Consider the following 24,484-nt stretch of genomic DNA (forward strand, 5'->3'; position numbering starts at 1 on the left):
TATAAGGTTCCTTATAATAAAGTTAACTACGAGCAATTTTGATAAACTAATACGTAGCATATGGTAATTAAGGTTGTATTCTTCATCATCGAATCTAATTTTATCTGTTTCACCCATTGGAATAAGAACAGATTCTATATATCTCATTCCTTTTTTGTTTTTCAGCTCGCTTTAACAGATTATATCTATTATCCATTTTTCTCCTCTCTTTCCTTATTTCTCTTATCGTTCCACAGACATGCTTTTTTTCTTGAAGGTCACAACTGTATTATCACCAAATATTTCAGTATGGATAGTTATAAAGAAGAATTTCTCATTAAAACCAAATGAAATTTATGCGAGATTCTATGGGTACTATCTCCGTATATGTCAGTCAGGTGGGAACGGATTTTTTCTTTAATTTCATTTCGTTCTTCCTTACTCAAATGCAATAGCCAAGACAAAGTTCCGACTCTGTCACACCACTCTGCAGTTGTAAACGATACTTTATAATCAAAGTTATAGGTATCTTTCATATTTAAACCATATTCTTCCCATTCTTTGAACCACTCGACTGGAAAACTGTTTATTGATTGCTTTGAATCCGCTTTTGTGCCAGCGGGCTTGAGTCGTTCTGCCGGTATTAACTTTTTTAAGATTACCATTGTATCTTTAACCACATGATCAAAATTGGTAAAACCAGAATCCATTATGATTAAGTAGCCACCAGGTTTTAAGATTCTCCTTATTTCTTTTAAAGAAGCTTCGCGGTCAAACCAATGCCAAGCTCTTAAAACTGTTACAAAATCATATGAGAGATTTGGCAAGCCTGTATCTTCGGAGTACTTGTTTAAGTATTTGATTTTTGCACCAAGTTTTATATCGATTGATTTGGCTTCTTCTATTAGTTTCATGGAGGGTTCAACACCGACTACCTCCGCTCCTTGATCAAACAACATCCTTGTAAGAACTCCAGAGCCTGATCCCAAGTCCACAATGAATTTCTTCTGAAAGTCAATTCCTCTCATCGTTAAACTCGTCGTCAATTCTTCCGGTAAATCATTTCTATATTGAGCGTACTCTTTCGACACTTTTCCGAAGTCTGCTTTCATTGTCTACTACACCTTCCTTTATTATAGTTTATTGTGGTTCCTATAGTGTTGGTTATCAGTAGCTGCTAGAATTTTAGTTAAGCTTATAAGATAACAAATCTTCCTATGTCATTTATTCTTTTGTTTTATGTCTTTTTGAATAACCTTGCCCCTATAGTGCAACAAGCAGTTAGTCATATTAAACTAATGGCTCTGCGAATTTAAAACAAATCACGTATTATTTGTGTCTGTTATTTTGAAAGTTAGTATCCTTTAAATGGTTCCAATCTCTGTTTAACAAAGAAAAAGAATAATGGTCATAATATTTGCCCCTAAATAAATGCTTATCTCTATAAACTCCTTCATTAACAAATCCAAGTTTTTCTAATAACTTCATAGAGTTGACATTATCTAAAGCAACATAAGCGTTAATTCTATTCAATTTCATATGATTAAATCCACTTTCAATTGCACTAATTAATGCTTCTTTCATATATCCTTGTCCCCAATATTCGTGCCATAAATCATAGCCTATTTCAGCGATATTGTTCATTCTGTCCCAATTATCATATCCACAGGTCCCAATTGGTTCGTGGTTAGCATCCTTTTCAACTAATACCCAACGATTGTATCCCTTTTCTTCTGGGTCTTTATTCCATTCAACAAACTCTATTGCATCATTTTTACTTGTGAAAATTTCCTCATCATATAAATATTTACATACTGTTTCATCACTAAAAAGCTTATAAATAAAATCAACATCTTCATTATTTACATTTCGCAATAGCAGCCTATCTGATTCTATGTTAGAAAAATTTTTATGTTCAATCATTTTGACTACTCCTTATCATTAATTAATTTATCTCGCCCCAAAAGTTGCATAAAAGGTAGTTTACCTTCTTGAAGTAATATATAGGTTTATTGAATAGTAAAAACTAATTACAAGGTGCATATTCATTACAGCAACCTCTTATCACAATGATGGAATTAGCGATGTGCTTATATCAGCAAACTTTGGTTTACTCTGTGACAGTAAGTAAATATTGATATGAAAAGTGTTCTTGTTAAACAAGGACGCTTTGTTTAGTTCTCTTGCCTAACTTCAGTATGTAATAGCAAAATGTTGCCTACTCCTCCCGTTATTTAAATATCTTATTGTTCAACTAACCTGCTTAGATATTTAAATAACAGGGGACATCATCTTATCCACATAAATCACCCTTTCGTATTAGCTTAAATCTCTCCCTTACCCATTTAGATGGTTCCAATAAGCCACTGAATCGTTAACAGTGATTCTAATTAACATAAAGTAAAAATATAACAAATAAAACAACTAAAATTGTATCAATGATTGCAAGATAGTAGCTGAGGTTGGACTTTCTCAACCTTGCTATACTTACGTTAAACACAGCGTCATATAGACCGATGATAAATAACACGACTGCAATAATAGTGATAATAATATTGTCTATCATCAGTACCGCTATTAGATAGAACAACCATCTTCTGAAAAAATTAAATACAACGGCAAATAGCAGAACAGAGATACTATCGGTTTTCCAAAACATCTCTTTCTCCTCTTCTTCCGTAATCGCTCCTAAACCTTTTTTTATCTCTTTATGTTCTTTAAGATAACCGTAATTGATCCACAGAATAATACAGCAATATAACAGGATAAACAGAATTTCATTACTCTTTACAACCTCTATTAAGCTGATTAGATCCACTTCCTTTCAAATTATAATTTCTATACGTTTCTATTTAATTGGAAGTTTCACTTTTCAAAGATTTAATTATTTTCGGTAATATTCACTTTCGACACTACCAGTCTGTGTTTTCTTCATTATTTTCATCAAAAAACATATATCTGTTATTAGCTTTGTAAACATTCATTAAGCTGTTCAACTAAATTCCCCGTTAGTAAAATAACTTCTTTGCAAAATACTAACATAATATTATGAACCTTTATCCAAAAAATAAAGGAATCATTAATTTGATGATCCCTTTATTTTAGATAATCTGATGATTCTTATTAAGTTCTAACCTACAGCTATAAAAGGTGTACAATGTTTTTTGTTAAAGTAATGCACCCTTTCACACAATATCTATATCAAACACACCCTCCGTAATCTTACTGTTTGAAAAAAAATTGGGCAGAGGTTTTACCAAAAATGCAAAAATTTATTGATACAAACAATTTGTATGTTAACTTATGAGTTAATCAGCCCACTAAAATCATTAAGATATAAAAACAAAAATAGAGACATAATTCCGGGGTGAAATTAATGCCTCTATTAATCAGTTCTTTGAAGTTTTCTCGTTGTTAATCAAACTCGCTATAATATAAAAAATACCTTTTTAAATCAAATATTAACTACCCATTTTACGTCGGGTCATACTTGGTTTCTTTGCGAGCTGGCTTTGCATATGCTTTGCTGATCCATTGCCATGTATGGTGTTTGTATTGTTTGCTTGTGCTTGTTTTTTCCGTTCCAACTGCTGTTGTACAATTTCTCTGGTACTAAGCTTCTTTTTCTCGGACATCGTATTTGTCTCCTCTTCATTCGTATGTCTCTAATTATAATATTTTTTGCTACCTATAGCTATCTTTATTTGCTCATAGTCTTTGGTACATATATTCAAATTTACTGTAATGATAACAGTCTCTCTTTATCTTTCTATAAAACTTTTCTATTGTGTACTAACATTTATCCTAAATCAATTTAAATTTTGTACCAGAAGTGCATTAAAGAAATTTCTCAAGTTTTCTATTTAGTTAAATGTTGTCAATTCCTCTGAAACAGAATTTAAAAAGTCTGTTTCAAATTTAATATAGTAAGCCTCGTCAATCATTGTACTTACCATTCCATCAATTAATGATACCAAATGTATTGAAGGAAGCTCCATTTTAGCCTCAAACAATTGTTCAATTGGAATATTGCCTTCTATTTTAGTACTAAATTCTTTTAATTGTGTTTGTGATATTACGTTTATTGTTTGATTTATAACTGCATGAATGAGGTTTAATTGGTCTTTATCATCCATACTTTTTCCCACAGTCGCATCCATCATTAATGCTACAACCTCTTCTCCATTCAAACGATGCGTCCCCTTTTTAAATTCAAATGCCACTTGAGATATAGCTCTTACTCGAATATCTTCTTCTAATTCGTAATCTATACCATTAACTGAATCAATCAACGCTGATAACGTATCTAAATCCAAAACTGCATAATAATCAATTTTTACATCAAATAGGTTAGTAACTGTTGTTTTTACACTTTCAGTACCTTCCGCTCCGTAAGCATAAGCATGTGTCAATTTATCATACGAAGTAGTTTCATCATTACCTAATATCGGAACATAAGTATCACGAGGGATAGAGATAAATTTCATCATCTTTTTATCTTTACTATAAGTAAGTAAAAGGTTAATAGGTATTCTATTATTCTCATCTTTCACCGTAAAGAGAGTGGTAACATACTCGTCTTCATGAGTTATTACCCCACTTAGATTACTTCCATTGTTTTCGTTATTAGAGTTTTCGTAAAGAATCGATGGAATAAACAAAAATATACAGAAGCTGACCACTAATAAAGAAGCTGTAAGGATGGAGAATTGTTTTACAATAGAAACAAGAGATTTCTTTTGTGTAGTATTTTTCTCCATTATATTAATTTGTTCAAAGACTTTGTTTCGGTCTTCTTTCGTAAATCTTAATTCTTGATCAAATAGATTATTAATATTATCTTTTATTCGTTTATCCATAAAATTCTGCCTCCTTTAACATCGACTCTAATCTATGTTTTGCTCTTCTTAATCTAGTTTTCACTGTATTAATTGGGATATCTAAAACGATTGCAATTTCCTCTGTTTTTAATGAATCATAGTAGTATAGAAAAACCACTTCCCGATAGACTTTTGGAAGAGAGTAGATACTATCTTTTATTTCTTCATTATTGTATTTATCGATAACTGTTCTTTCTGTTGACGGTAATATTGACTTTGTTGTTTCATTTATAAGTTCTTTTACCTGTACCATCCTGTAATTCCAACTTTTTAAATAATCTTTACATTCATTAATTGTTATACGATAGAGCCATGTTTTTATTTTTGCGTCAAATCGAAACGAATCAAGTTTTTTATAGCATTTGATAAACGTATTTTGAACCAAATCCCTAGCAATCTCTTTATCTTTCACATAATAAAATGCCAAGCGTACCAACTCATCACCATATTCAATCATCATTTTTTCTAATATGGAATCTTTTTCTTCTCTGTCCAATTCTACTACCCCCCTTTTAACCTATTTCGAATTCTGCTATTAGACGATTGCTAAGTCATAATAGGTTCATTTAAGAAAATATTTATTTTAACAAAGATTTTCTTCTAATCGATGTATAATAGTTAATTGCTTTTTTCGAATAATGGATAAATACATTCACACAATTATAACTGAAATACAAAACCTGTATCTCTGATTACCAAATAATCATGGATACAGGTTTATTGTTTTTAAATTATTTTTTTCACTAACCTGTCCGGTTAATACAAAAAGTGTTTAACCATCATCTTAAACTAACGCCCTCTTTAGTGGAACAAGCATATTATAGTTAACATATAAATTAATTCGATAAGAGTGAATGACGCATTATTTTTAAATTTTGATTGAAGTACAATACCTCGTTTGTTCAATAATATATTATAATTTTAACATTATTTCCCAATAGAATAACCAGTATAATTGAAATAATTATTATTTTAGTCTGCTGATTTAGCCATGGGTAATCTTGGTTGACTTTACCCTCCTTAGCTTACCAGGCATTTTTTAGGAATTCTCTTCATTCTATACTTTTCTCTACTTCAATCTTTCTTGTCCTTTTACTTAAAGAATCGGCATTAGATTACTATCGGTGAAATCTCCATAAATCCAGAGATTATTCATAATTTCTTTCCAAGCAGTCTGATATTCAGCTGGCAAAACTTTTACTCGGGTATCGAAGCCTTTCATTTCTTTTGTCATATGCTGCTGGTTACTTTTCTAAGAAGTTTATTGTCGTCTCCTCCTTTACATATTCTCTGATATTCTTATCCTAACTGGCGTTTAAATGCTTTTCTGGCAATCAAATAAGCGATAATCATGATTCCTACACACCAGGCGAGCGCGGTCCAGATACTATTGCCAATAGTACCGTCATACAAGAGAGCACGAATAGAATTCACGATTGACGTCACAGGCTGGTTCTCAGCAAACACACGAACAATGTTGGGCATGGATTCGGTGGGTACAAAGGCTGAACTGATGAACGGCAGGAAAATCAGCGGATACGAGTATGCTGTCGCCCCTTCTATAGACTTTGCTGTCAATCCGGGAATGACCGCCAACCACGTTAGTGCCAGCGTAAACAGCCCAAGAATCCCAACTACTGCGAACCATTCTAGGATATCAGCATTAGATCGGAACCCCATTAAGAGCGCAACAAGAATAACCACCACAATCGTAATCGCATTGGATACAAGCGAGGTTACCACGTGAGCCCACAATATGGACGAGCGTTTGATTGGCATGGTAATAATACGCGACATCAGCCCGCTCTTTACATCTGTAAATAGCCGTAAGGAAGTATATGCAACGCCGGATGCGATAGCAATCAGTAAAATTCCCGGTAATAAATAATTGACGTAATTGTCCGTTCCTGTTTCTATAGCGCCACCAAATACGTAGACAAATAGTAACATCATCATTATCGGTGTAATCGCCACCGTAATTATCGTATCTGGACTGCGCATAATATTACGTAGTAAACGCCCTAGTAATACCCCTGTTTTACTTTTCATTTACTTCTCCTCCTTCTTGCCGATAATCGCTAGGAAAATTTCCTCCAATGTCGGCTGCTTCTCGATATATTCTACTTTTGCTGGGGGGAACATCTTCTTAAGTTCGGTAAGGGTGCCGGTCTTGATTATTTTTCCGCCATGCAGAATAGAAACACGGTCCGCAAGTTGCTCGGCTTCCTCCAAGTACTGGGTCGTAAGCAATATGGTCGTGCCAGCCTCGGAAAGCTCTTTGACAGTATCCCAGACTTCAATCCTTGCTTCAGGATCAAGCCCAGTGGTGGGTTCGTCGAGAAAAATGACTTTAGGAGTTCCAATTAGGCTCATAGCGATGTCAAGCCTACGCTTCATCCCACCAGAATAATTATCAACACGACGGTTAGATGCACTAGTCAGGTTGAATTTTTCAAGTAGATTGTTAGTAACTTGAGCGGGATTAGCGACGCCCCGCAACTTGGCAATCATCATGAGATTTTCTCGGCCGGTTTGCATGCCATCTAAAGCTGCAAACTGTCCTGTTAGACTGATACTTTGGCGAACTTGTTCTGGTTGACGTTGAACATTAAAGTCGCAAATACTAACTTGCCCTCCATCTGGCTTTAAAAGCGTCGAGAGGATATTGACCACTGTAGTCTTCCCTGCTCCGTTTGAGCCCAACAGTGCAAAAATTTCGCCACGCTGGACCTCAAAATCCACCCCTTTCAATACTTTCTTTTCTTTAAAGGATTTTGTTAACCCTTTTACAGAAATCGCTATATTATTCATCCTTTTTCCTCCTTATTGTTAATGCAGTAAGTTGCCATGCTAAATCCATAAAATAAGTGCTTTGTCTGATTCCTAAGCGAATTGTTTAGCTTTCTTACAAAGCTCTAGTCATGATTCGGTCAACTTGTCTTGTACTTCTAAATTGTCCTTTGCCATCTACTCTGTCTGACTTATATTCAGTATTACTTACTACCGGGTTAAAATTTAACTGAATAGTGCTGATGGCAATTCTCATTGCTGCCCGCTATTCAGTCGGAATAATCTATTGTAATGGCATTTCTTCATAATACTTAACGAATAATTTTTGGCGTTTGCCACTAGTTCGGCTAAAGCAGCCATATGTTCCCATGTGATATTTCAAAGTTGTCTGCCTTGTGCTGCTCCGGCTTTTATTACTCGATTTCTTCATGCAATCGAGTAATTTGTTTAACTAGGTAGGGATATGTTAATACTGTATGATCATTCAGAGCAGAATAGAAAGATGACTGTGTGTTGCCTAATGTAGATGCTAGGCGAAAATCCTCTATAATTTCGGCATTAGTCACGTCCAATTGTATTATTCAACTTCTCACGATATTTGTCCTTCCAAGTCTTCGCTTCCTTCACTAGTTCTTCACAGAAAGAGGCTACATCCTCACCCGTGAGGTCAGTGACTTTCTTACCTGCCGCTGCACCTTCCTCGAAAAGGTCGAGAATACCATCAAATATACGGCTTATATCCTTCCAATCGGTTAGGCCACCAACAGTCCACATATAGTTTTGTATTGCTTTATAAGCGTTATGGTACTCACGTGGAAGTGCTTTTGCACGCCTCTCTATCGCTTTCCACTCACGCTTGTCATCCAGACTTCCAATGATTTTTTCTATAAAATTCATTTTACCTTCCCCTTTTGATTTCTTTTGTTTTGAGTTCATTTATTTTGCTTGAGATGAAATCCCACTTTCCCCAAAAAATTTCAAGTTGCTTTTTACCCGCTTCGTTAAGTGTGTAAAATTTTCTTGGTGGTCCCACATTGGATCGTTTTTTCTCGATGTTCACTAGATTGTTTTTCTCAAGCCGCATGGTAATCGTATAAACTGTTCCTTCGACCACATCCGTAAAACCAAGTTCTCGTAGCTGCTGTGTAATTTCATAGCCATAGGTTTCACCACGACTGATGATTTCAAGCACACAACCCTCAAGTACTCCTTTAAGCATTTCTGTGATATTTTCCAAATTAATCACCCATCTGCATTTCATAATTTTATCAGTAATCTGTATCACTGGTATTTAGTAATACTCATTACCACTATATAGTAACGCATAGTAGAGTGGGGTGTCAAGTATGAATTTCCTTGTCATAACCATGTTATGACGGGATCCCATAGGCGCTTCCGTCACATTAGAAAGCTCATCATTCAATCTAAATATAGAACCTGTGGTTGAAGAAAGAAAATGAATCTTCACTACTCATATATTTCTTAACAGAAGTTCATAAGTTTTTTTCATGAACTTTGTATTTTCAAAACTCATGTTGTAACCGAGTTACATCTCTCTTCAGTTTTAAATCTCTTTTTTTACAAAATAACCTAATAATAAATAAAAAATGCTCATCAAAAGAATCGAAAATTCATACATAGTTCCTAACGATCCGATAGAAATAAAATACATAACAAGAAGAGCAACTCCCACTATCAAGCATAATCTAATATACACCCGTCTCCATCTTGTACCCCTCAATCCAAAACAACCTGTAAATGTAATTAATCCAATAACACATATACTTAATATAATTCCTAAAGCAGCTATGTCGTTAGCTGTTGTATCAGTAGTAGAAATGAGTACATTACCTAAAGATCTTCCTAGAAAATATAAAAAGCCATAACCAAATGAAGCGATTACCATTATTATCCCTAGAACAATCCCAAGAGTCTTGGAAAGTTTATATTCATTCATTTTTTAACCTTCTTCTTGATATTTTAATCGTAATCCGTACATCCGTTAGGAAGAAATTCTGTTCTTCCTAGAGTTCCTACCACTTTTATTGAAGTACAAACACCAGGTTTTGTCATATTCTCCTTTAGTTGTATCATATGGTGCATTTATCACCTTAACATCGTTTTCAAGGTCATGAATATGTGGGCCACCTTAATTTTTATATCTAATAACTAATAGCAGCTTTTATTTAACACCGTAGTTGAAAAATGATACACAATATCAGACTATTTGTTACTTAATAACTCTTCCATTTTATTTTCTAGTTCTTCAATTCTGGTTTCCTGTCTTATAAGAATTGTAATTAACACTGCTAATACGAATGCAATCAATATAACTAAAGTCCAAATATTTTCTACAATAATACCGAGGAAGAAAAATGTAAAAACGCAACAAATAACTATACAAGCAAACAATGTACCAATAAATTCTTTCAATTTAAAATTTCTCCTTCATCATAAAATTCTATTTAAGGAATGTTGTCACTTTAGGAATATAGCTTTAATAATTCTTGTTGAGATAGATTATTAGTATTATCTGTCTCAATAAAATATTCTAATTGCCACTTTTGTGTTTCAATAGCTTGTTTGTTAGTGGGCTTATCCCATGTAGGGTATACTCTTATTGCCATTTTTCCCTTTGTAGTGGCTGTTTTAAGGATTTTTTGTTGTAAAAGAACTTCTTTTGGAAAAACAAACTGTCCAAATCTATTTTTATTAGCAAAGGTATTAATAACTAATAAATCGGTAGCTTTCTCATATGAAAAGGCTTGGTTTTTATGAGAAGCATCTTTTTCCCATAAAGATACAAATTGTCCTACCTTATTAGGTGTAGTCTTTGCTACTCTGAACCTAACTGATTTCGAATTCAGTTGAAATATACCTGCACCATAATCAGAATTTTGGGTTTCCTCTCTGACAGTATTTATAACTAAGTGATTTGGTTCATAGTAATTCTCATTTACATATGTTATGGCCTTATAAAATTCATTCATTATTTTCCCCTTATAGTTATACTACTAGATTTGTTCACCACATACCCCTAAAAGTAAATTAAGTGGAATTGAGTTGTTTATAATTTTACGTTTTTCGTACATAACCTCTTCTCCAAAAAACTTAAATCTTACACCAGTTAGCTTAATAATTTATCAATTCTTCCTTTAACTTCAAGTGGTAAAGAATGATTCATTGCTTCCTTTAACAAATGTGGGTATGTTACACCATGAGTTCTAAAATACTTTTCAATAAGCATAGCTTTTTCTTGTTTGTCTGGAATTAATAAATATAAAGTATACCAATCCTCAAGCGAACATAAAGGAATATCAATCCCATGTAATTTTTTGTGAGCTACAATGGATGCCTGTTGCAGTGATAGTTTATAAATTCCTTCACCATGTTGTATTGCAAATCCACCCATCACATCAATATCGATACCATTAATTTTATATTTAGAGAAATATTTGGTGCGAAAGGGGTTAGCACTTAATGCTTCTTTCGGTTTTCCGATGGATGACATAATTTCATTGAATTTGGTAGCATTTCTTTCATCTACTAATATATCGATATCATTTGGTTTATCGATTATGTTATAAAAGCTAAGGAGTAGTGAGCCACCAACTCCCCAGGTTATATTTTCATCACCTAATCTATCTCCGATAAAAGATAATGTTTCTAGCAAATTAAATCTCCTAACCTTATTGTATTTTCAAGTAACATTTACATCATTATACCAAGACTACAGCAAGGTAAATTTGTAACGTTTATTGAAGAAATCAATATCTCGCAAGATAATTAAAATCAGATATTATACGATACAATAACTTTTTGCTTTCTGCATCCTTTTGTCGGTATGGACGTCCGATTTGCTCATATGTCTCTTTTTCTTCCAAGAGCTGTTTTGGGTGTAAGACTTTCGCAGATATTCCGTGTAACTGGAAATATTGCTGAAACAAGGCATCTTCCCGCCATCCCCATTCGGGTAACCCATTGAGAATAATTCTTCCATCGCTATTGTGTGTTACGTATCCAAATGATACTTCTACGTTATCCTTTCGAAAATCAGACTGCCTATTACGAAATTGCTCTCCAACAGGTACTTTTTCATAACCAGCTTTTTCAAGTGCTTTTTCTAATTGTTCTCTAGTTGTTATCCACGTTACGATATCGATATCACTGTGAGTTCTGGTAATTTTACCAAGAAGGAAATCAATTGCCCAACCCCCACGCAGCCAGAATTCAGAATCCAGCTCCTTGAATATCTCAATAATCTCACTTAATACATGTAATTGTGACTTAGTTTCTAAACCAACATTCTCATCTACTATGATAACCCCTCCAAAAAATTTAGGTGTTACTAAGTTACTTTCTTCTCGATAAAGCAGCCATAAGTTAACAAGGAATTGTTTCTATGCTTCTAGCGGCATAGCACGTGTTAGTTTAATATAATCTCCATTTTTCTACTCTTCGTTGCCATCCCTATTGACCTATAAAATTCAATAGCAGATGTATTTTCCTCGGAAACTCCCAATTCAATACCATCAAGTTTGAGGCTTCTTCCAAAATCAAACACGTATTGAATTAGTTTTTTTCCGATACCTTTCTTTCTATGTATTTCACCAACACATAAACTCTTTATAAACAATATTTTCCTCGCTTTGACAAAAGTATTCTCATCTACTTCTTCTTCCTTTGTCACGACAACGCCGACTATATCATTGCTGATAGTGGCCACAAAAATATGGTGTTTGCCATCAACTAGTTGGCCATCAAAAAACGCTTGTTTCACTGGTGTAGAATTCTCTTTATATAAATCTGGTCTTACAGAAACATGAAATTCATGAACCTGCCTAAATAATGGCAACAATGCTTCGTAATCGCTTTGCTTGGCTTTTCGAATAAGTATATCCATAATTATTTATCCCCCAATAATATCCCAATGATATTCTACAACTCTCGTACCTGTAACAAAAAATTATTATCTAAATACTAACATAATATTCCGAAATATAAATAGATTTCAACTGAAAAAAGGTAACCCAAGTTGGATCACCCTCATTAATTTATTGCTTCCTATTCTAGAAAAGTGTCTTAGAATGAATGGCTTATTTGAGAAAATCCGTCGGGAGTTGAAAGAAGATTTACTGTTTTTTTACGGAGAAAAAGTAAAAAACCCCACCAATCATCCAAAAAGGTTCCCAAAAAAGTAATCCCCAAAGCGTTGCATATAAATCTAAATCAAAATCTAAGATATTTATCGTACTTAAGGTAATGGTGATGAAATTAAGGAGCCCATATAAAAACAGTAAGGTCCCTACAATTTTCACAACATAATACAGCGTTCTATTTATGATAGGCTTCTTCCATTGAACAAGAAGAAGCAATAATAAAAGTAATCCAAGCAATTTCATAAAACCGGTAAGCCAAACAATCTTGATGAATGACGGGGAAGGGTTTAGGGACATTTCATATATAGAACCCCCTAGAGATCTAACACCAAGTAAGCCGCCCATTGCCCAATAAAAGCTCATACCTGAAAAAATGATAGTCCAAACAATGCCGAACGTTATAATCAAGTAATTCCTCTGCATTGGAAAACACTCCTCTGTTATCGTCTTGCACTTTTATACTATTCAGCTATTCATATAACATAATTTATCTGGAAGTCTATCAGAACTTATATATGGTTAGATTAGTCTTCCATTTAGTACTGTGATATTTCCATATTCATATCGATAATTTTAACTCTTTCCATCGTGTTAGACTTTATCTTTCAAGTTTTAATACTGTATTAACTAAAAGTATATATTTATTTCCATAGAGAAAAAAGGCTATTCTCCTACTTGAAGAATAGCCTTAAATAATTTGTTATTAGTTTATTTGTATTATTTTTTTAATATATCATGAGCCTCAATATACTTCAAATTTCACCCTAGTATATTTTTACTCTCCAGTTTCAGCAAAACGCTTAATACGTTCCCCGATTTCATCACGTACTCGTTGGAAAACTTGCCACTTTTCTTCATCTGTGCCTTCTGCTTTCGCAGGATCATCAAATCCCCAGTGTTCTCTTTTTACATGTGGTGGTGTCATTGGGCAACGATCAGCAGCATCACCACATAGGGTAACTGCCATTGTCACATTGTTTAAATAATCGCTATCGATTAGTTCGGATTCTTGCTCCGAAATATCAATTCCTACTTCTTTCATCGCTTTTACCGCATTAGGGTTTAATCCATGTGCCTCAATCCCAGCGCTTCGAACTTCCCATTCATCACCTAGAAGCTCTTTAGCCCACCCTTCTGCCATCTGGCTTCTGCATGAGTTACCAGTACATAAGAAATAAATCGTTTTTTTAGCCATAATCATTCTCCGTTTCTATTTTGTTTTATTAATTTATTTTGAATTGCTGCTGTTTTTACCTTTCAATCGTACGTATTGATTCAACCCATTCATTAATACCATTACAAGAAATAAAGCGTAAGATATAAACCAAGTAACGTAATGAATAGGATAGGAATGGTTAAAACAATACCCGTCTTAAAGTATGTTCCCCAGGATATCTTTACTCCTTTTTGTGATAATACATGAAGCCATAATAAAGTGGCTAATGAACCAATTGGTGTTATTTTTGGCCCTAAATCAGAACCAATAACATTGGCGTAAATAAGTGCTTCACGTATTACTCCAGTCGTATTCGTATCTGAAATGGCAATCGCATCAATCATAACGGTTGGCATGTTATTCATAATGGATGACAGAATGGCCGCTATAAATCCCATGGAAATTGTTGCAACAAATAATCCTTGCTCTGCAGCAAGCTGGATTAAATTTGCTAATAGATCCGTCAACCCAGCGTTACGTAAGCCGAATACAACGACATACATTCCGATAGAGAAAAATACAATACTCCAGGGTGCGCCTTTGATCACTTCCATGGTGTTAACTGCCTTACTTTTTCTAGCTACTAGTAGGAAAAAGATTGCAATAACCCCTGCGACAATCGAAACTGGGAGATGGATAAACTCACTAACAAAATACCCAATTAATAAAACGGATAATACATACCAGGATAGATTAAACATCTTCTTATCTTTAATTGCTTCAGAAGGTGGGTTTAATTGTGAAACATCATAGTTCCTCGGAATACTTTTTCTAAAGTAAATTAAAAGGATCACGATAGTTGCAACAAGCGAGAAGATATTTGGTATAATCATTCTCGTTGCATATTCCACAAATCCAATATTAAAAAAGTCTGCAGAAACTATGTTGACTAAGTTACTGACAACAAGTGGTAAAGAAGTTGTATCAGCGATAAATCCGCTCGCCATTATAAATGGGAAAACCATTTTTTCTTTAAAATTCAAATTTCGAACCATCGCTAGAACAATTGGTGTAAGTATTAATGCTGCACCATCATTTGCAAAAAAAGCTGCAACGATAGCACCAAGTATACTTACATAAATGAACATCTTTATTCCATTACCTTTTGCGATTCTTGCCATGTGCAAGGAAGCCCATTCAAAGAACCCAATTTCATCTAATACTAACGAAATAAGGATAATTGCTACAAATGTTAAGGTTGCATTCCAAACAATCCCTGTTACCTCAATCACGTCTTGAAAACCAACGACACCTATTAAGAGTGCCAAGATAGCACCACCACAGGCAGACCATCCAATTGATAATCCTTTTGGTTGCCAAATAACGAATACTAATGTGACCAAAAAGATTATTATTGCGAGTATTCCCATTGCTGACAAATAAGTTCCCCCTTAAGTTAACAACAAGTAATTCGTGTTCCTTGTTCTTCTAATTCTCTTAATTTATCATCTTGATTTGGTAGATGTTTTAGGATTTCTTGAACAAATGGATAATGTTCATGCGATTTATTCATGGAGTAGAATATCCATTGACCTCTCCGCTCTTCTTTTATTAATCCTAAGTCTCTTAACTTACGAATATGTTGACTAATGGATGGTTGGCTTGTTTTAAATATTTCCACAAACTCACATACACAACAATCATGCTTATCAAGTAACTTCATCATAGTTAAGCGTGTCTTATCCCCTAATAACTTTAAGATCGCTGACGCTTTATCCATTTCAATAGTTGCTTTTGACATACTCTATTCACCACCTAAAGCATTTATTTATAATTATATAATGATTTGCTTATATGAACAACGTATAAAGTTAGCTTTTTTCAATCTAATGGAGATTATAGCTTCTCCCTTTCTTCTTCCTATCTACTATTTATCAACACGATTTCAATTCAGTTGATCTTTGGATTTAAAAGAGGGTTTACTGTCAAGTAGGTTTAATCCGTGTATGTTGGGTTGATATAGGCTTAAGTTAAAATAGTAAACTGCTAATTATACTGCACATCTTGTTGGTTGGCTGTTCAACAATTTGTTCTAAATGTATGTTAAGAAGATGAGTAAATCTTGTCATGAGCGTATCTTGGATTTAACTCGTTTGAAGACCCGTCCGTTCTTTCCGGTCAGTAGCGCATAGCCATTTTGTAGCAGCTATTATAGTTATAAAATCAAAGAGGATGATAAAAAAGTGCAACACTCTCTATTGGAGTAGATGCACTCTTTTATGCTAAAAATTCTAGTTGAGGTTTGATTAAATAATTTATTTCGTTATAATTTTTATTTCATTTAATGGATAGTAAACAATATTCGTTGTTCCAACTACTTTATCGAACGGTATTGCTCCAATATGTCGGCTATCTGTACTATGCCTTCTATTATCGCCTAACACGAATAGGTGGCCTTCTGGAACGGTTTCACTACCTACTACGGTATCCTCTAAGGTAAAGGATCCTGTTAGTGTGCCTTGTGTTTTTTCTTTAAAACTATCTAAATAAGGTTCATCATATGCTTCTCCATTTATATATAAAACATCATTCTTATATTCAATTCTATCACCAGGGAGACCAATTACACGTTTAATATAATCTTTACCTTCCGGGGCGTGAAACACAACAATATCAAATCTTTCGGGTTCCCCAATTTTTGTTACAATCATGCGGTCCCTGTCCTGTAGAGTCGGATTCATCGAATATCCGTCCACTACAACCGGTGTAAAGATAAATGTGCGAATAAGGACGACTAATACAAGTGCTCCAATTATCGGTTTGAACCATTCTAATATTTCATTTTTCTTCTTTGCCATTTCTCAGCCTCCGCTCAAGTTATTTAACTATATACTTATTTTACCATTAGTTTATCAATCTTTTATATATTTTTCCTAACTATTGTTTGATTAGCTAACTAGTAAACTCTTGAATTAATCTACCTTCCTCTGTTTGGCAGTTTGCACGATTTTGGGGTAATTTTTAAATACAACAAATTTATACGATGCTTTTTCATAAAAACCCACCTCAGTACAATCTATGCTTGTTCTAAGATGGGTAGGACTTAAAATTTGTCGAGTGAATAATATTAAAAAAGTAGGTTCTAGTTGTTTATCTTGTTGTATTGGTTGAATCAATACGTTTATTTCCATATTAACATAATATTCCAAATAAGGAACCGGTATTTTCAGATAAAAAGCGGATTAATAATCTCCCTGTTATTTGCTATCCTATTAACCTATTAGTTAAAATTGAATCTCTTTCAAAGCGTTTTAGTGCATTTTTTTATAAACAAACATAAAGACTACCATAAAAGGTAGTCTCAACCGATTTATTCCTCTATGTATTTAATCGCAGTCCCTACTGCCCTACTTTTTATAATGCTCTTTTCTTGTTTCTCTTCATTAATTCTGCGTCTATTAGTATCTAAAATTCTATTATGCCCTACTGGTATACTTGTGGTTTGAAAGGTTACTCCAATAACTGCGTCTGCTCCTTGTTTATGTGCTTCCTCTTTTAATTCTTCTATAGTATATGAAATATCAGCTGCTACATCAGTATCATAACTAGAGCTCACTAGTCCAATGATTTGAAATGGTTTATCACAAGATGGTAAAGTCGATACTGGCATATTTTTTATCTTATCTAATTCTTGTTCTCTTAATAATTTTTTTTGCAACTTCTGTTCTTCTTTTAATTGTTTTTTTTCCAACTTCTCTTCTTTGCTCTTAAAAAGACTCATAATTTATAACCCTTTCTATATTAATTTAGTATAACCTTGTATAACTTTCTATTAATTTATTAACTGCTATTTCAATATTAGCATAATAAATTTAATTCATAAATGGATATGTCATTATTATAAGGAAGCGCTTCTAATGCATTGAATATTGCCACAGCAAGTTGTATAGACCCCAGAAAATTTAAAGTAAGAAAACACGTTTTAGTACCTATTTGATTTTCCATGGTTGCTAAAACTACTTTTGCTATGATTTTCGTTTACAATTATTCTATTAGCTTAATATTCAATTTCACGAGAATTAATAGTTAAGTAAATAAAGACCGTCAAATTAATGACGGTCTTTCCTTAACTCAAGTATCCTTTTATACAAACTATTAGTGATACCTAAACCAAACGAACCACTCATTTTCCTTGCTTTTTGATAAAAAGATTTGACCTTCTAGTGCACTAGCACTTTTTCCCTCCCATTTTGGGAAATATAATCTTACTAACCACGATTTGTCCGCCACGGCTTGCCCACAAAAGTTTTTTGCCATTTCATAATATACTGCATCGTTTTCTAGCCCTACAGTTTGGGGAAAAGGGAGAGCCGTTAATACTTCCCACTCAGAATACAACTCCCCATACTCCCCTTTTCCATAAATATCAGAAACAATAATCTGAAGTGCACTAAATAGTTCATCTTTATCATCTATTGATGTTTCCTTTACTTGTTCTATTTCCGGGCATTCTATATCGGCTTGTACATAATTAAGGCTTGGTACAAAGGGAATGACAGAGATTAACATTGCTATAACACCAACTATTTTCATAAACTTCACCTCTATACTAATATCCCAATACCTTTTATGCTTATTCAATCATTCTGCTTTTATAGTCCGACTTTGATTCTTCTTGAATTCTATTTTAAGTAATGTTCCTTGTTTCAATTTACTAATAGTAAATATGGAGTTGTTGGTCTTGAGCAATGCCCCCAATCGTCAATTAACTGGTTTTAACATGAATTAAAAAAGGGCATCCCTTGTTAAACAGGAATACCCATGTTTGTGAAAATCATTTATTTGTTTTTTCTATTATATGCGACGCCTAATGAACTAAATAAGATCACCTCAATAATTAATATGAACCAAAATACTAGTTGAATTTGTCCCAAAGGAGAACCTCCAACTCCACCATTAGCAAATTTATATAGCAAAACATGTTCTCCACACATGATGAGCGCAGAAGGTATGAGGTTCTGCTTAGGCAGATAACATTTTGAGTAGTTACACTAGCCATTGGTCATTACATCAACTAAATGCTTTTTTAATCTTTATTCTATAACTAAGACATTCTGATAAACTTACTAAATTTTTGAATTGCCATTTCTCAAAATCCATCGCTCCACCAGGGAAATAAGCCTTACATTTAAATCGGCTTTACTACATAACGCACTAATTTCATCAGGAGAGTAACATTTTAACGACTGGGTATATTTTATATCAGGATGTTCATCTTCCCACCAAGTATCTGTCATTCTATTAAGGTTCTCATCATATCCGTATATACGTGATATTTTTGAATTCGGAAATGGCCTCATTCTTTGACCATTTACTTTTTTCCAGTAGTCTGGCTGGTAAATATCAATTAATGCTACTCCTTCAGGCTTCAACCAATGATAGATTCTTTTTAGTAATGTTAATTGTTCTTCATCTGTCCCTATTCCAAAACCGTCTATATACAAGACTGTATCAAAAGTGTCCTTTAATTCAATATCATAAAAACTACCACAAAGTGATGTTACATTTGATGGTTGATAATTCTTTGCAAATTCTACCATTTCAGGTACTAATTCAACTGTAGTAATGGTTTTATCAAAAGTTGAAAGACTCCGAGCTAATAAACCATTTCCAGCACCAAGTTCTAAAACAGTCGTAAAAGGTCTACCTACCTGTTCGATAATTTCTTCTACGTGAGGTATATAGGGTGTAGATAAATCTACTATGTCTTTAAACATATCGAATTGTTTTCTATAAAATTTATGAGCTTCTTTTATATTCATTTAATAATCCTCCTGTAAAGTATTTCATATTTTTACAGGAGAATGATGAAAGTTCAATATCCCCAATGATGCGTCTCCTCTCTAACTAACAATATGCTGGCAGATATTCCTTTTTACTTTATCTACCATAATATTCCATTATCTGAATAGAAAACTTAAAATGTTTTAAATTCTTCTCCCTGTTTATGAAAGCTAGATAAACTATCTTATTACGTTCACCTAATATCATCTATTAATATCCTTCCTCGTTTCTTATCAAATCTGAATCTATGCATATTTCCTCATTACCACAGCTCGTTTTAATATAAAAGTAACATAATATATTATTAGATTTTACCAAATGAAAAAGGTAATCTTCCCTGATTACTTTTTGACTACAGCCCATATTTTCCATTGTTGTATTATAAAAGAAATAAGCAGTATCTAATTTAACAATCTTTTTAAAATTGGGTTTAACTCGAGAACAAGTGGGATCGAAAATTGAAATTGCCCCTCGTTATTTAACCAATATTGAATAATTATTTTCTGATTACATTTATTCATTATCCTCATTTATTAACATTTCATTTTGTCCATCTCGATCAATTCGATACAGTTCATTGTCTATCTTACTTTTGTAATAAATAAAATCATCATCACCAGTAATACTCCATGCCGGTTTATTGGTGATTTTTCGAATGTTAGAATCACTTAAATTCATAGCATAAATACTATAGTTATCCTGACGGTTGATATAAAGTAATTCGCTGTCTGTAAGGAAAAATTGTGTTGTTATAATGTCAGGAATCGTCATTTCTTTTTCTGTTTGAATATCATACTTGATGACTTGGTAAGCTTCATTCGGGTAATAAATATATCTGCCGTTATAAGCGATATTGTTAAATACAGAAGTTTGAATAATCGTATCTTCTTTTCCAGTTAGTCGATTAATTCGTCTTATTTGATTATCATCAACCACAAAATAAATATATCTCTTATCCACAAAAAAAGAAGTGATACCAAGGAAATCAATGTCATCTGTCGTATGTAGACCTAAAAAAGTATCCTTAGTCATATTTGCATTCTTTTCATAGATTATTTTTTCATCAAAAGTTGTTGTATCCACTTCAATAAGCGAGAGCCGATTGGTTTCCTTATAAAAACCTGACTTATCATAATCCATTTTCATATAATAGACTAATGAGCCATTACCATATATATAATTTTCTATACTCGTTAAGGATGAGAAAGGGCTTCTCATAAGATTCTTTATTTCTCCTGTTTCTTTATCTTCAAATACAGGTCGAATATTCTCTACATCCGATTCATCTATATAAAAACGGTAGGAATCATTTTCAAAAGTTTGTCTAGAAATAGAGTTAAAAATATCGTGTTCATTATCTACCTCATTAGAAAAGTCGCAACCTACAAGGGTAACTGCAATCATGCAAAGAAGCAGCGTTATGCTAAGTGATTTTAGCTTATGACGTCTTTTCCTTGCATACCATGCATTCGTATGATAAAAGAGTATTACTATCCATGCGCCAATTCCTATACACAAACTAATAATTAGTAAGATAACCAACGTCATCACCGGAACCCCTTCATATATCAAGTCTATCTGATCAGTAAAAGGATTACGCTCATATTCACTTCCTCTGAAATATCCTGTAGAAAGCATAAACCCAAGCGGGCCTGGTAAAAAGTACTTCGAAGAGTCCAAAGTAAATAGATAGTACGGAAGCAATAATATAATGGTTGAAGAAAATAACGTTAAAGCATATTTCTTTGTCCATACAGAAAATAACATAATTAACATCGCAAAAATCAAATTGCCAAATATTTTTAAAATGGTAGACCATAAAAATGTAGAAGATAATGAAATTTCTTTTAGGGATGCTCCAAAATAAGGCAAACTTTGAAGAGGGTAGTTCCCATGATCTAAACCATATTTCATATCATAAAATCCATATCTCAACATTATGGATAAAATAGAAATGATAATAACAACGAGGAACACTAGTAACATTTTAGAAATAGCATGCTCTCTTGTTCCTTTACGTAATGTCAAATGAAGAGAACGCATGTCACTTGAATATTCCGCACAAAATACAGGAGTTACTAGCAATAATAACAATAACAGCAAACCAAAGTCTAACTGTTCTGTAGATAGCAAACCATCCCAACCATTTGTAGCCAAATAGTATCTGTTATCGGGGTTTTCACGGACATACTTATATTGATCAAAAATAACTTGAAAACCTCGTTCATTCTCTATTATCTTTTCTAAGCTAGGAATTAAATCCTGTAGTTCATTCTCTGAAATATGGCCATCATAATAATCATCATAGATTTTTGTCAGTTCTGCCTGTGCTTCAGAAATTCTATTAGCTTCATTTCTAAATAGTTGCTCGGTTTCATCTGTATGTGAACCATTTACTAAATCTAAATAATATTGATAAGCAGAATTATTCATTTCTAATTCTGGATTTTTCGGAGAATCAAAAAAGAAAAGAAAGGCGAAACTAAAAATAAAATATAAACTAACCCAAAGCAATCCTTTTTGATAAAAAAACATTTTTTTTATCTCATACCACCATATCGACACGTTTCTTCACCCCGATTCGATATATAGTATTTTTTCTTTGAAATATGAAGATCGATAATAGAAAAGGTCCGCCCCATATTCCCCCAAAAAAGATAGCTGCCGTATAACTTAGTATAGGAAAACCAAATAAATTCACAAACTCCGTTCCACCAAATAAATCACGATGAACAACTAAAGAAAACGGATTAATAACTTTAAATATTATTTGTTCAGAACCCATGTATGCTTCTTGAAAATAAATAAATCCGAACATAAAAAACAGATTGATAATAAATGGAAGTAAAGCGTTTTTAAAGAATAATGAAGTGAATAAAAATAGATAAGAAACGATTAAAAATCCTATTGTCTTTACCACTAATGATAATAGTGCATATTCTCCTAAGTTAATATCAAGGGCTGTATTTGCAAAATTTTCAATTGCATAAATTGGTGAAAATAATGCTTCTAAAGAGCCAAAAAAACTAGCAAATGCAATAAAATCAATTATTCCAAACCAAAAGGATACAGCAATAACAAAGACGGAGGCAGAAAATAACTTGGCAAAAATAGTTTTATGTCCACCTGCTTTAGTCGTCAATAGAAGTACATTCATTTCTGTTTCCTTTTCCGTTACAAATACACTCATTAAAGCATATAAACATATTAATATTACAAGAAAGGCGGAAAAATCATAATGAATATAGTATTGAAACATTTCAGTATAAGAAAACGAATCAATACTTCTTCCTTGAAATCGATTCAATATTATCTTATTTTTTTTATATTCATAATCATTTCCTAACGATTCAAAAAAAGATACGTTTTCCTTAGCGTTTTTTACAACGTCATTCGCATATTGTTTGTACATATAAGAGTATTCCATCGGGTCAACAAAATTCCACTTAAAAAATAAATGATCATTGTACAAATTCCCTGTAAATGTATTGGGGTTATTAGTTTCTGTGCTAGCGGTTTTATCTGCTGTTTGTTGTTCTAATGGTTTGTAAATAGACATTAATCTGTCAATCTTTTTATCTGTCATAACCCCTTTAAACTGTTCATAGATTTCATTCCAATAAAGTTCTTGCCATTCTGGATTAGCTGATGAAGATAATAGAGATTTCTCATGATATTCACTATATATTTTCGCAATATTTAATAGACTGAAGCATATGATTGCGATAACTAGGGACTTTTTCATGAAGTGTTTTCGGAATTCAAAAAAGAACAATCTCACCATTTCTCACCCTCACTAGAATGATACAAGAATACATCTTCTAAATTTGGCTTTACATGAACAGCATGGTCAGCGGGTTTCTCGTCTGCAATCACTCTTATATGTATACCTTGGTCATCTCGCATCATACTACTAATTTTAAGATGAAGCATTTCCTCTAAAGAATCATCTGTTACTGTGATAGACCAGACTTTTCCCTTTATTTCATCCGTAAGTTTCCGAGGAGCTCCTTGCTTAAGAAGTTCTCCATTTTTTAGTAAAATAACCTGATTAGCTACATGTTCAATATCTGATACAATATGTGTCGCTAACAAAACAATTCTATTTTTTGAAAACTTCGTAATTAAGTTTCGAAATCGAATTCTTTCTTGAGGGTCAAGTCCAGCAGTAGGTTCATCTAAAATTAAAATATCGGGATCATTTAACATTGCTTGAGCGATACCAACACGTTGTCGCATTCCTCCCGATAATGCACCAACTTTCATATCCTTAGCTTCACTTAAATTGACCATTGACAATAATTCTTTTGCTCTTTTTTCTCCCTGTTCTTTTGGAATTCCTTTTAGTACGGACATATATTTTAAAAATTCAAGGACTGTAAACTCTTTGTAAAATTGAGGGTATTGCGGCAAATAACCGATATGAGATAAAAAATCAATGCCAATTTTTTTAACATCACTACCATTAATTAATACCCTTCCTTGATCACTCTTTAAAATACCAACAAATATATTAATTAATGTGGTTTTACCAGCGCCATTTTCACCCAATAGACCATAAATACCATATTCTAAATTGGAAGAGAAATCCTTTAGTGCCCATTTTCCCTTGTATTTTTTAGAAATTCCTTCAAATGATACTTTCACTAGCGGATACTCCTTTTATGAAAAGTAAT

General features: G+C 33.1%; 27 protein-coding genes and 2 pseudogenes. 1 reads left to right on the plus strand and 28 read right to left on the minus strand.

Going from position 1 to position 24,484, the window contains the following annotated elements; all coding sequences use genetic code 11:
• Positions 1–296: 296 nt before the first annotated feature.
• The 25 genes and pseudogenes from KGF86_RS06215 to KGF86_RS06335 form a co-directional block, all read right to left on the minus strand.
• Positions 297–1,091 carry a class I SAM-dependent methyltransferase gene (locus KGF86_RS06215; RefSeq protein WP_186871501.1) on the minus strand — a complete coding sequence of 265 codons (795 nt, stop codon included), beginning with the start codon at positions 1,089–1,091 and terminating at the stop codon, positions 297–299.
• A gap of 217 nt (positions 1,092–1,308) precedes the next feature.
• Positions 1,309–1,902: a GNAT family N-acetyltransferase gene (locus KGF86_RS06220; protein WP_211741371.1), complete on the minus strand. Its 594-nt coding sequence runs from the start codon at positions 1,900–1,902 to the stop codon at positions 1,309–1,311.
• Between the two features lie 463 nt (positions 1,903–2,365).
• A complete protein-coding gene (locus KGF86_RS06225) occupies positions 2,366–2,797 on the minus strand; it encodes a hypothetical protein (protein ID WP_186871503.1) in 432 nt (143 codons plus the stop codon).
• A gap of 643 nt (positions 2,798–3,440) precedes the next feature.
• Complete coding sequence (locus tag KGF86_RS06230) at positions 3,441–3,614, minus strand: hypothetical protein (protein ID WP_186871504.1); 174 nt, start codon at positions 3,612–3,614, stop codon at positions 3,441–3,443.
• Positions 3,615–3,842: 228 nt separating this feature from the next.
• The gene (locus tag KGF86_RS06235) at positions 3,843–4,838 is read right to left on the minus strand and encodes an LCP family protein (protein WP_211741372.1); all 996 of its coding nucleotides are present in this window, start codon (positions 4,836–4,838) and stop codon (positions 3,843–3,845) included.
• Positions 4,831–5,355: a sigma-70 family RNA polymerase sigma factor gene (locus KGF86_RS06240; protein WP_211741373.1), complete on the minus strand. Its 525-nt coding sequence runs from the start codon at positions 5,353–5,355 to the stop codon at positions 4,831–4,833. The genes KGF86_RS06235 and KGF86_RS06240 overlap by 8 nt, the downstream gene beginning before the upstream one ends.
• Before the next feature lie 600 nt (positions 5,356–5,955).
• The gene (locus tag KGF86_RS06245; RefSeq protein WP_186871507.1) at positions 5,956–6,093 is read right to left on the minus strand and encodes a DUF1048 domain-containing protein; all 138 of its coding nucleotides are present in this window, start codon (positions 6,091–6,093) and stop codon (positions 5,956–5,958) included.
• Between the two features lie 65 nt (positions 6,094–6,158).
• Positions 6,159–6,908, minus strand: coding sequence for an ABC transporter permease (locus KGF86_RS06250; protein ID WP_211741374.1), 750 nt, complete (start codon positions 6,906–6,908; stop codon positions 6,159–6,161).
• Complete coding sequence (locus tag KGF86_RS06255; protein ID WP_186871509.1) at positions 6,909–7,670, minus strand: ABC transporter ATP-binding protein; 762 nt, start codon at positions 7,668–7,670, stop codon at positions 6,909–6,911.
• A gap of 537 nt (positions 7,671–8,207) precedes the next feature.
• Positions 8,208–8,546, minus strand: a complete 339-nt coding sequence (locus tag KGF86_RS06260; RefSeq protein WP_211741375.1) for a DUF1048 domain-containing protein — start codon at positions 8,544–8,546, stop codon at positions 8,208–8,210.
• A 1-nt stretch (position 8,547) separates the two neighbouring features.
• Positions 8,548–8,886: a PadR family transcriptional regulator gene (locus KGF86_RS06265; protein ID WP_186871522.1), complete on the minus strand. Its 339-nt coding sequence runs from the start codon at positions 8,884–8,886 to the stop codon at positions 8,548–8,550.
• Between the two features lie 327 nt (positions 8,887–9,213).
• The gene (locus tag KGF86_RS06270; protein ID WP_211741376.1) at positions 9,214–9,606 is read right to left on the minus strand and encodes a hypothetical protein; all 393 of its coding nucleotides are present in this window, start codon (positions 9,604–9,606) and stop codon (positions 9,214–9,216) included.
• Between the two features lie 266 nt (positions 9,607–9,872).
• On the minus strand, positions 9,873–10,082 hold the full coding sequence (locus KGF86_RS06275; RefSeq protein WP_186871512.1) for a hypothetical protein: 210 nt from the start codon (positions 10,080–10,082) through the stop codon (positions 9,873–9,875).
• Positions 10,083–10,132: 50 nt separating this feature from the next.
• Positions 10,133–10,639: a MepB family protein gene (locus tag KGF86_RS06280; RefSeq protein ID WP_186871513.1), complete on the minus strand. Its 507-nt coding sequence runs from the start codon at positions 10,637–10,639 to the stop codon at positions 10,133–10,135.
• Positions 10,640–10,776: 137 nt separating this feature from the next.
• Positions 10,777–11,322: a nucleotidyltransferase domain-containing protein gene (locus tag KGF86_RS06285; protein WP_186871514.1), complete on the minus strand. Its 546-nt coding sequence runs from the start codon at positions 11,320–11,322 to the stop codon at positions 10,777–10,779.
• A 94-nt stretch (positions 11,323–11,416) separates the two neighbouring features.
• Complete coding sequence (locus KGF86_RS19665; protein ID WP_425516480.1) at positions 11,417–12,025, minus strand: nucleotidyltransferase domain-containing protein; 609 nt, start codon at positions 12,023–12,025, stop codon at positions 11,417–11,419.
• 50 nt (positions 12,026–12,075) lie between these two features.
• Positions 12,076–12,552, minus strand: a complete 477-nt coding sequence (locus KGF86_RS06295) for a GNAT family N-acetyltransferase (RefSeq protein WP_211741377.1) — start codon at positions 12,550–12,552, stop codon at positions 12,076–12,078.
• Positions 12,553–12,781: 229 nt separating this feature from the next.
• The gene (locus KGF86_RS06300; protein WP_211741378.1) at positions 12,782–13,231 is read right to left on the minus strand and encodes a DUF3995 domain-containing protein; all 450 of its coding nucleotides are present in this window, start codon (positions 13,229–13,231) and stop codon (positions 12,782–12,784) included.
• A 352-nt stretch (positions 13,232–13,583) separates the two neighbouring features.
• The gene (arsC, locus tag KGF86_RS06305; RefSeq protein WP_211741379.1) at positions 13,584–14,003 is read right to left on the minus strand and encodes an arsenate reductase (thioredoxin); all 420 of its coding nucleotides are present in this window, start codon (positions 14,001–14,003) and stop codon (positions 13,584–13,586) included.
• A gap of 101 nt (positions 14,004–14,104) precedes the next feature.
• Positions 14,105–15,394 carry an arsenic transporter gene (locus KGF86_RS06310; protein WP_211741590.1) on the minus strand — a complete coding sequence of 430 codons (1,290 nt, stop codon included), beginning with the start codon at positions 15,392–15,394 and terminating at the stop codon, positions 14,105–14,107.
• A 26-nt stretch (positions 15,395–15,420) separates the two neighbouring features.
• Positions 15,421–15,765 carry an ArsR/SmtB family transcription factor gene (locus tag KGF86_RS06315; protein ID WP_186871518.1) on the minus strand — a complete coding sequence of 115 codons (345 nt, stop codon included), beginning with the start codon at positions 15,763–15,765 and terminating at the stop codon, positions 15,421–15,423.
• A gap of 514 nt (positions 15,766–16,279) precedes the next feature.
• On the minus strand, positions 16,280–16,822 hold the full coding sequence (gene lepB, locus KGF86_RS06320; protein WP_211741380.1) for a signal peptidase I: 543 nt from the start codon (positions 16,820–16,822) through the stop codon (positions 16,280–16,282).
• A gap of 512 nt (positions 16,823–17,334) precedes the next feature.
• On the minus strand, positions 17,335–17,745 hold the full coding sequence (locus KGF86_RS06325; RefSeq protein WP_211741381.1) for a heavy metal-binding domain-containing protein: 411 nt from the start codon (positions 17,743–17,745) through the stop codon (positions 17,335–17,337).
• A gap of 374 nt (positions 17,746–18,119) precedes the next feature.
• A complete protein-coding gene (locus KGF86_RS06330) occupies positions 18,120–18,557 on the minus strand; it encodes a hypothetical protein (protein WP_246521338.1) in 438 nt (145 codons plus the stop codon).
• 477 nt (positions 18,558–19,034) lie between these two features.
• Positions 19,035–19,786: pseudogene (locus tag KGF86_RS06335) on the minus strand (class I SAM-dependent methyltransferase).
• Positions 19,787–20,226: 440 nt separating this feature from the next.
• Here KGF86_RS06335 and KGF86_RS06340 point away from each other — a divergent pair.
• Positions 20,227–20,301, plus strand: a pseudogene (locus KGF86_RS06340) (XRE family transcriptional regulator); the annotation flags it as partial.
• Between the two features lie 20 nt (positions 20,302–20,321).
• Here the strand turns inward: KGF86_RS06340 and KGF86_RS06345 are convergent.
• The 3 genes from KGF86_RS06345 to KGF86_RS06355 are packed head-to-tail and all read right to left on the minus strand — an operon-like array spanning position 20,322 to position 24,455.
• The gene (locus KGF86_RS06345; protein ID WP_211741382.1) at positions 20,322–22,343 is read right to left on the minus strand and encodes a DUF5050 domain-containing protein; all 2,022 of its coding nucleotides are present in this window, start codon (positions 22,341–22,343) and stop codon (positions 20,322–20,324) included.
• Positions 22,344–22,353: 10 nt separating this feature from the next.
• The gene (locus KGF86_RS06350) at positions 22,354–23,553 is read right to left on the minus strand and encodes an ABC transporter permease (RefSeq protein WP_246521342.1); all 1,200 of its coding nucleotides are present in this window, start codon (positions 23,551–23,553) and stop codon (positions 22,354–22,356) included.
• A 32-nt stretch (positions 23,554–23,585) separates the two neighbouring features.
• A complete protein-coding gene (locus tag KGF86_RS06355; protein ID WP_211741384.1) occupies positions 23,586–24,455 on the minus strand; it encodes an ABC transporter ATP-binding protein in 870 nt (289 codons plus the stop codon).
• Positions 24,456–24,484 lie beyond the last annotated feature (29 nt).

Origin of the sequence: Ornithinibacillus massiliensis, from assembly GCF_018310345.1 — a bacterium.
GTDB lineage: Bacteria > Bacillota > Bacilli > Bacillales > Amphibacillaceae > Ornithinibacillus > Ornithinibacillus massiliensis.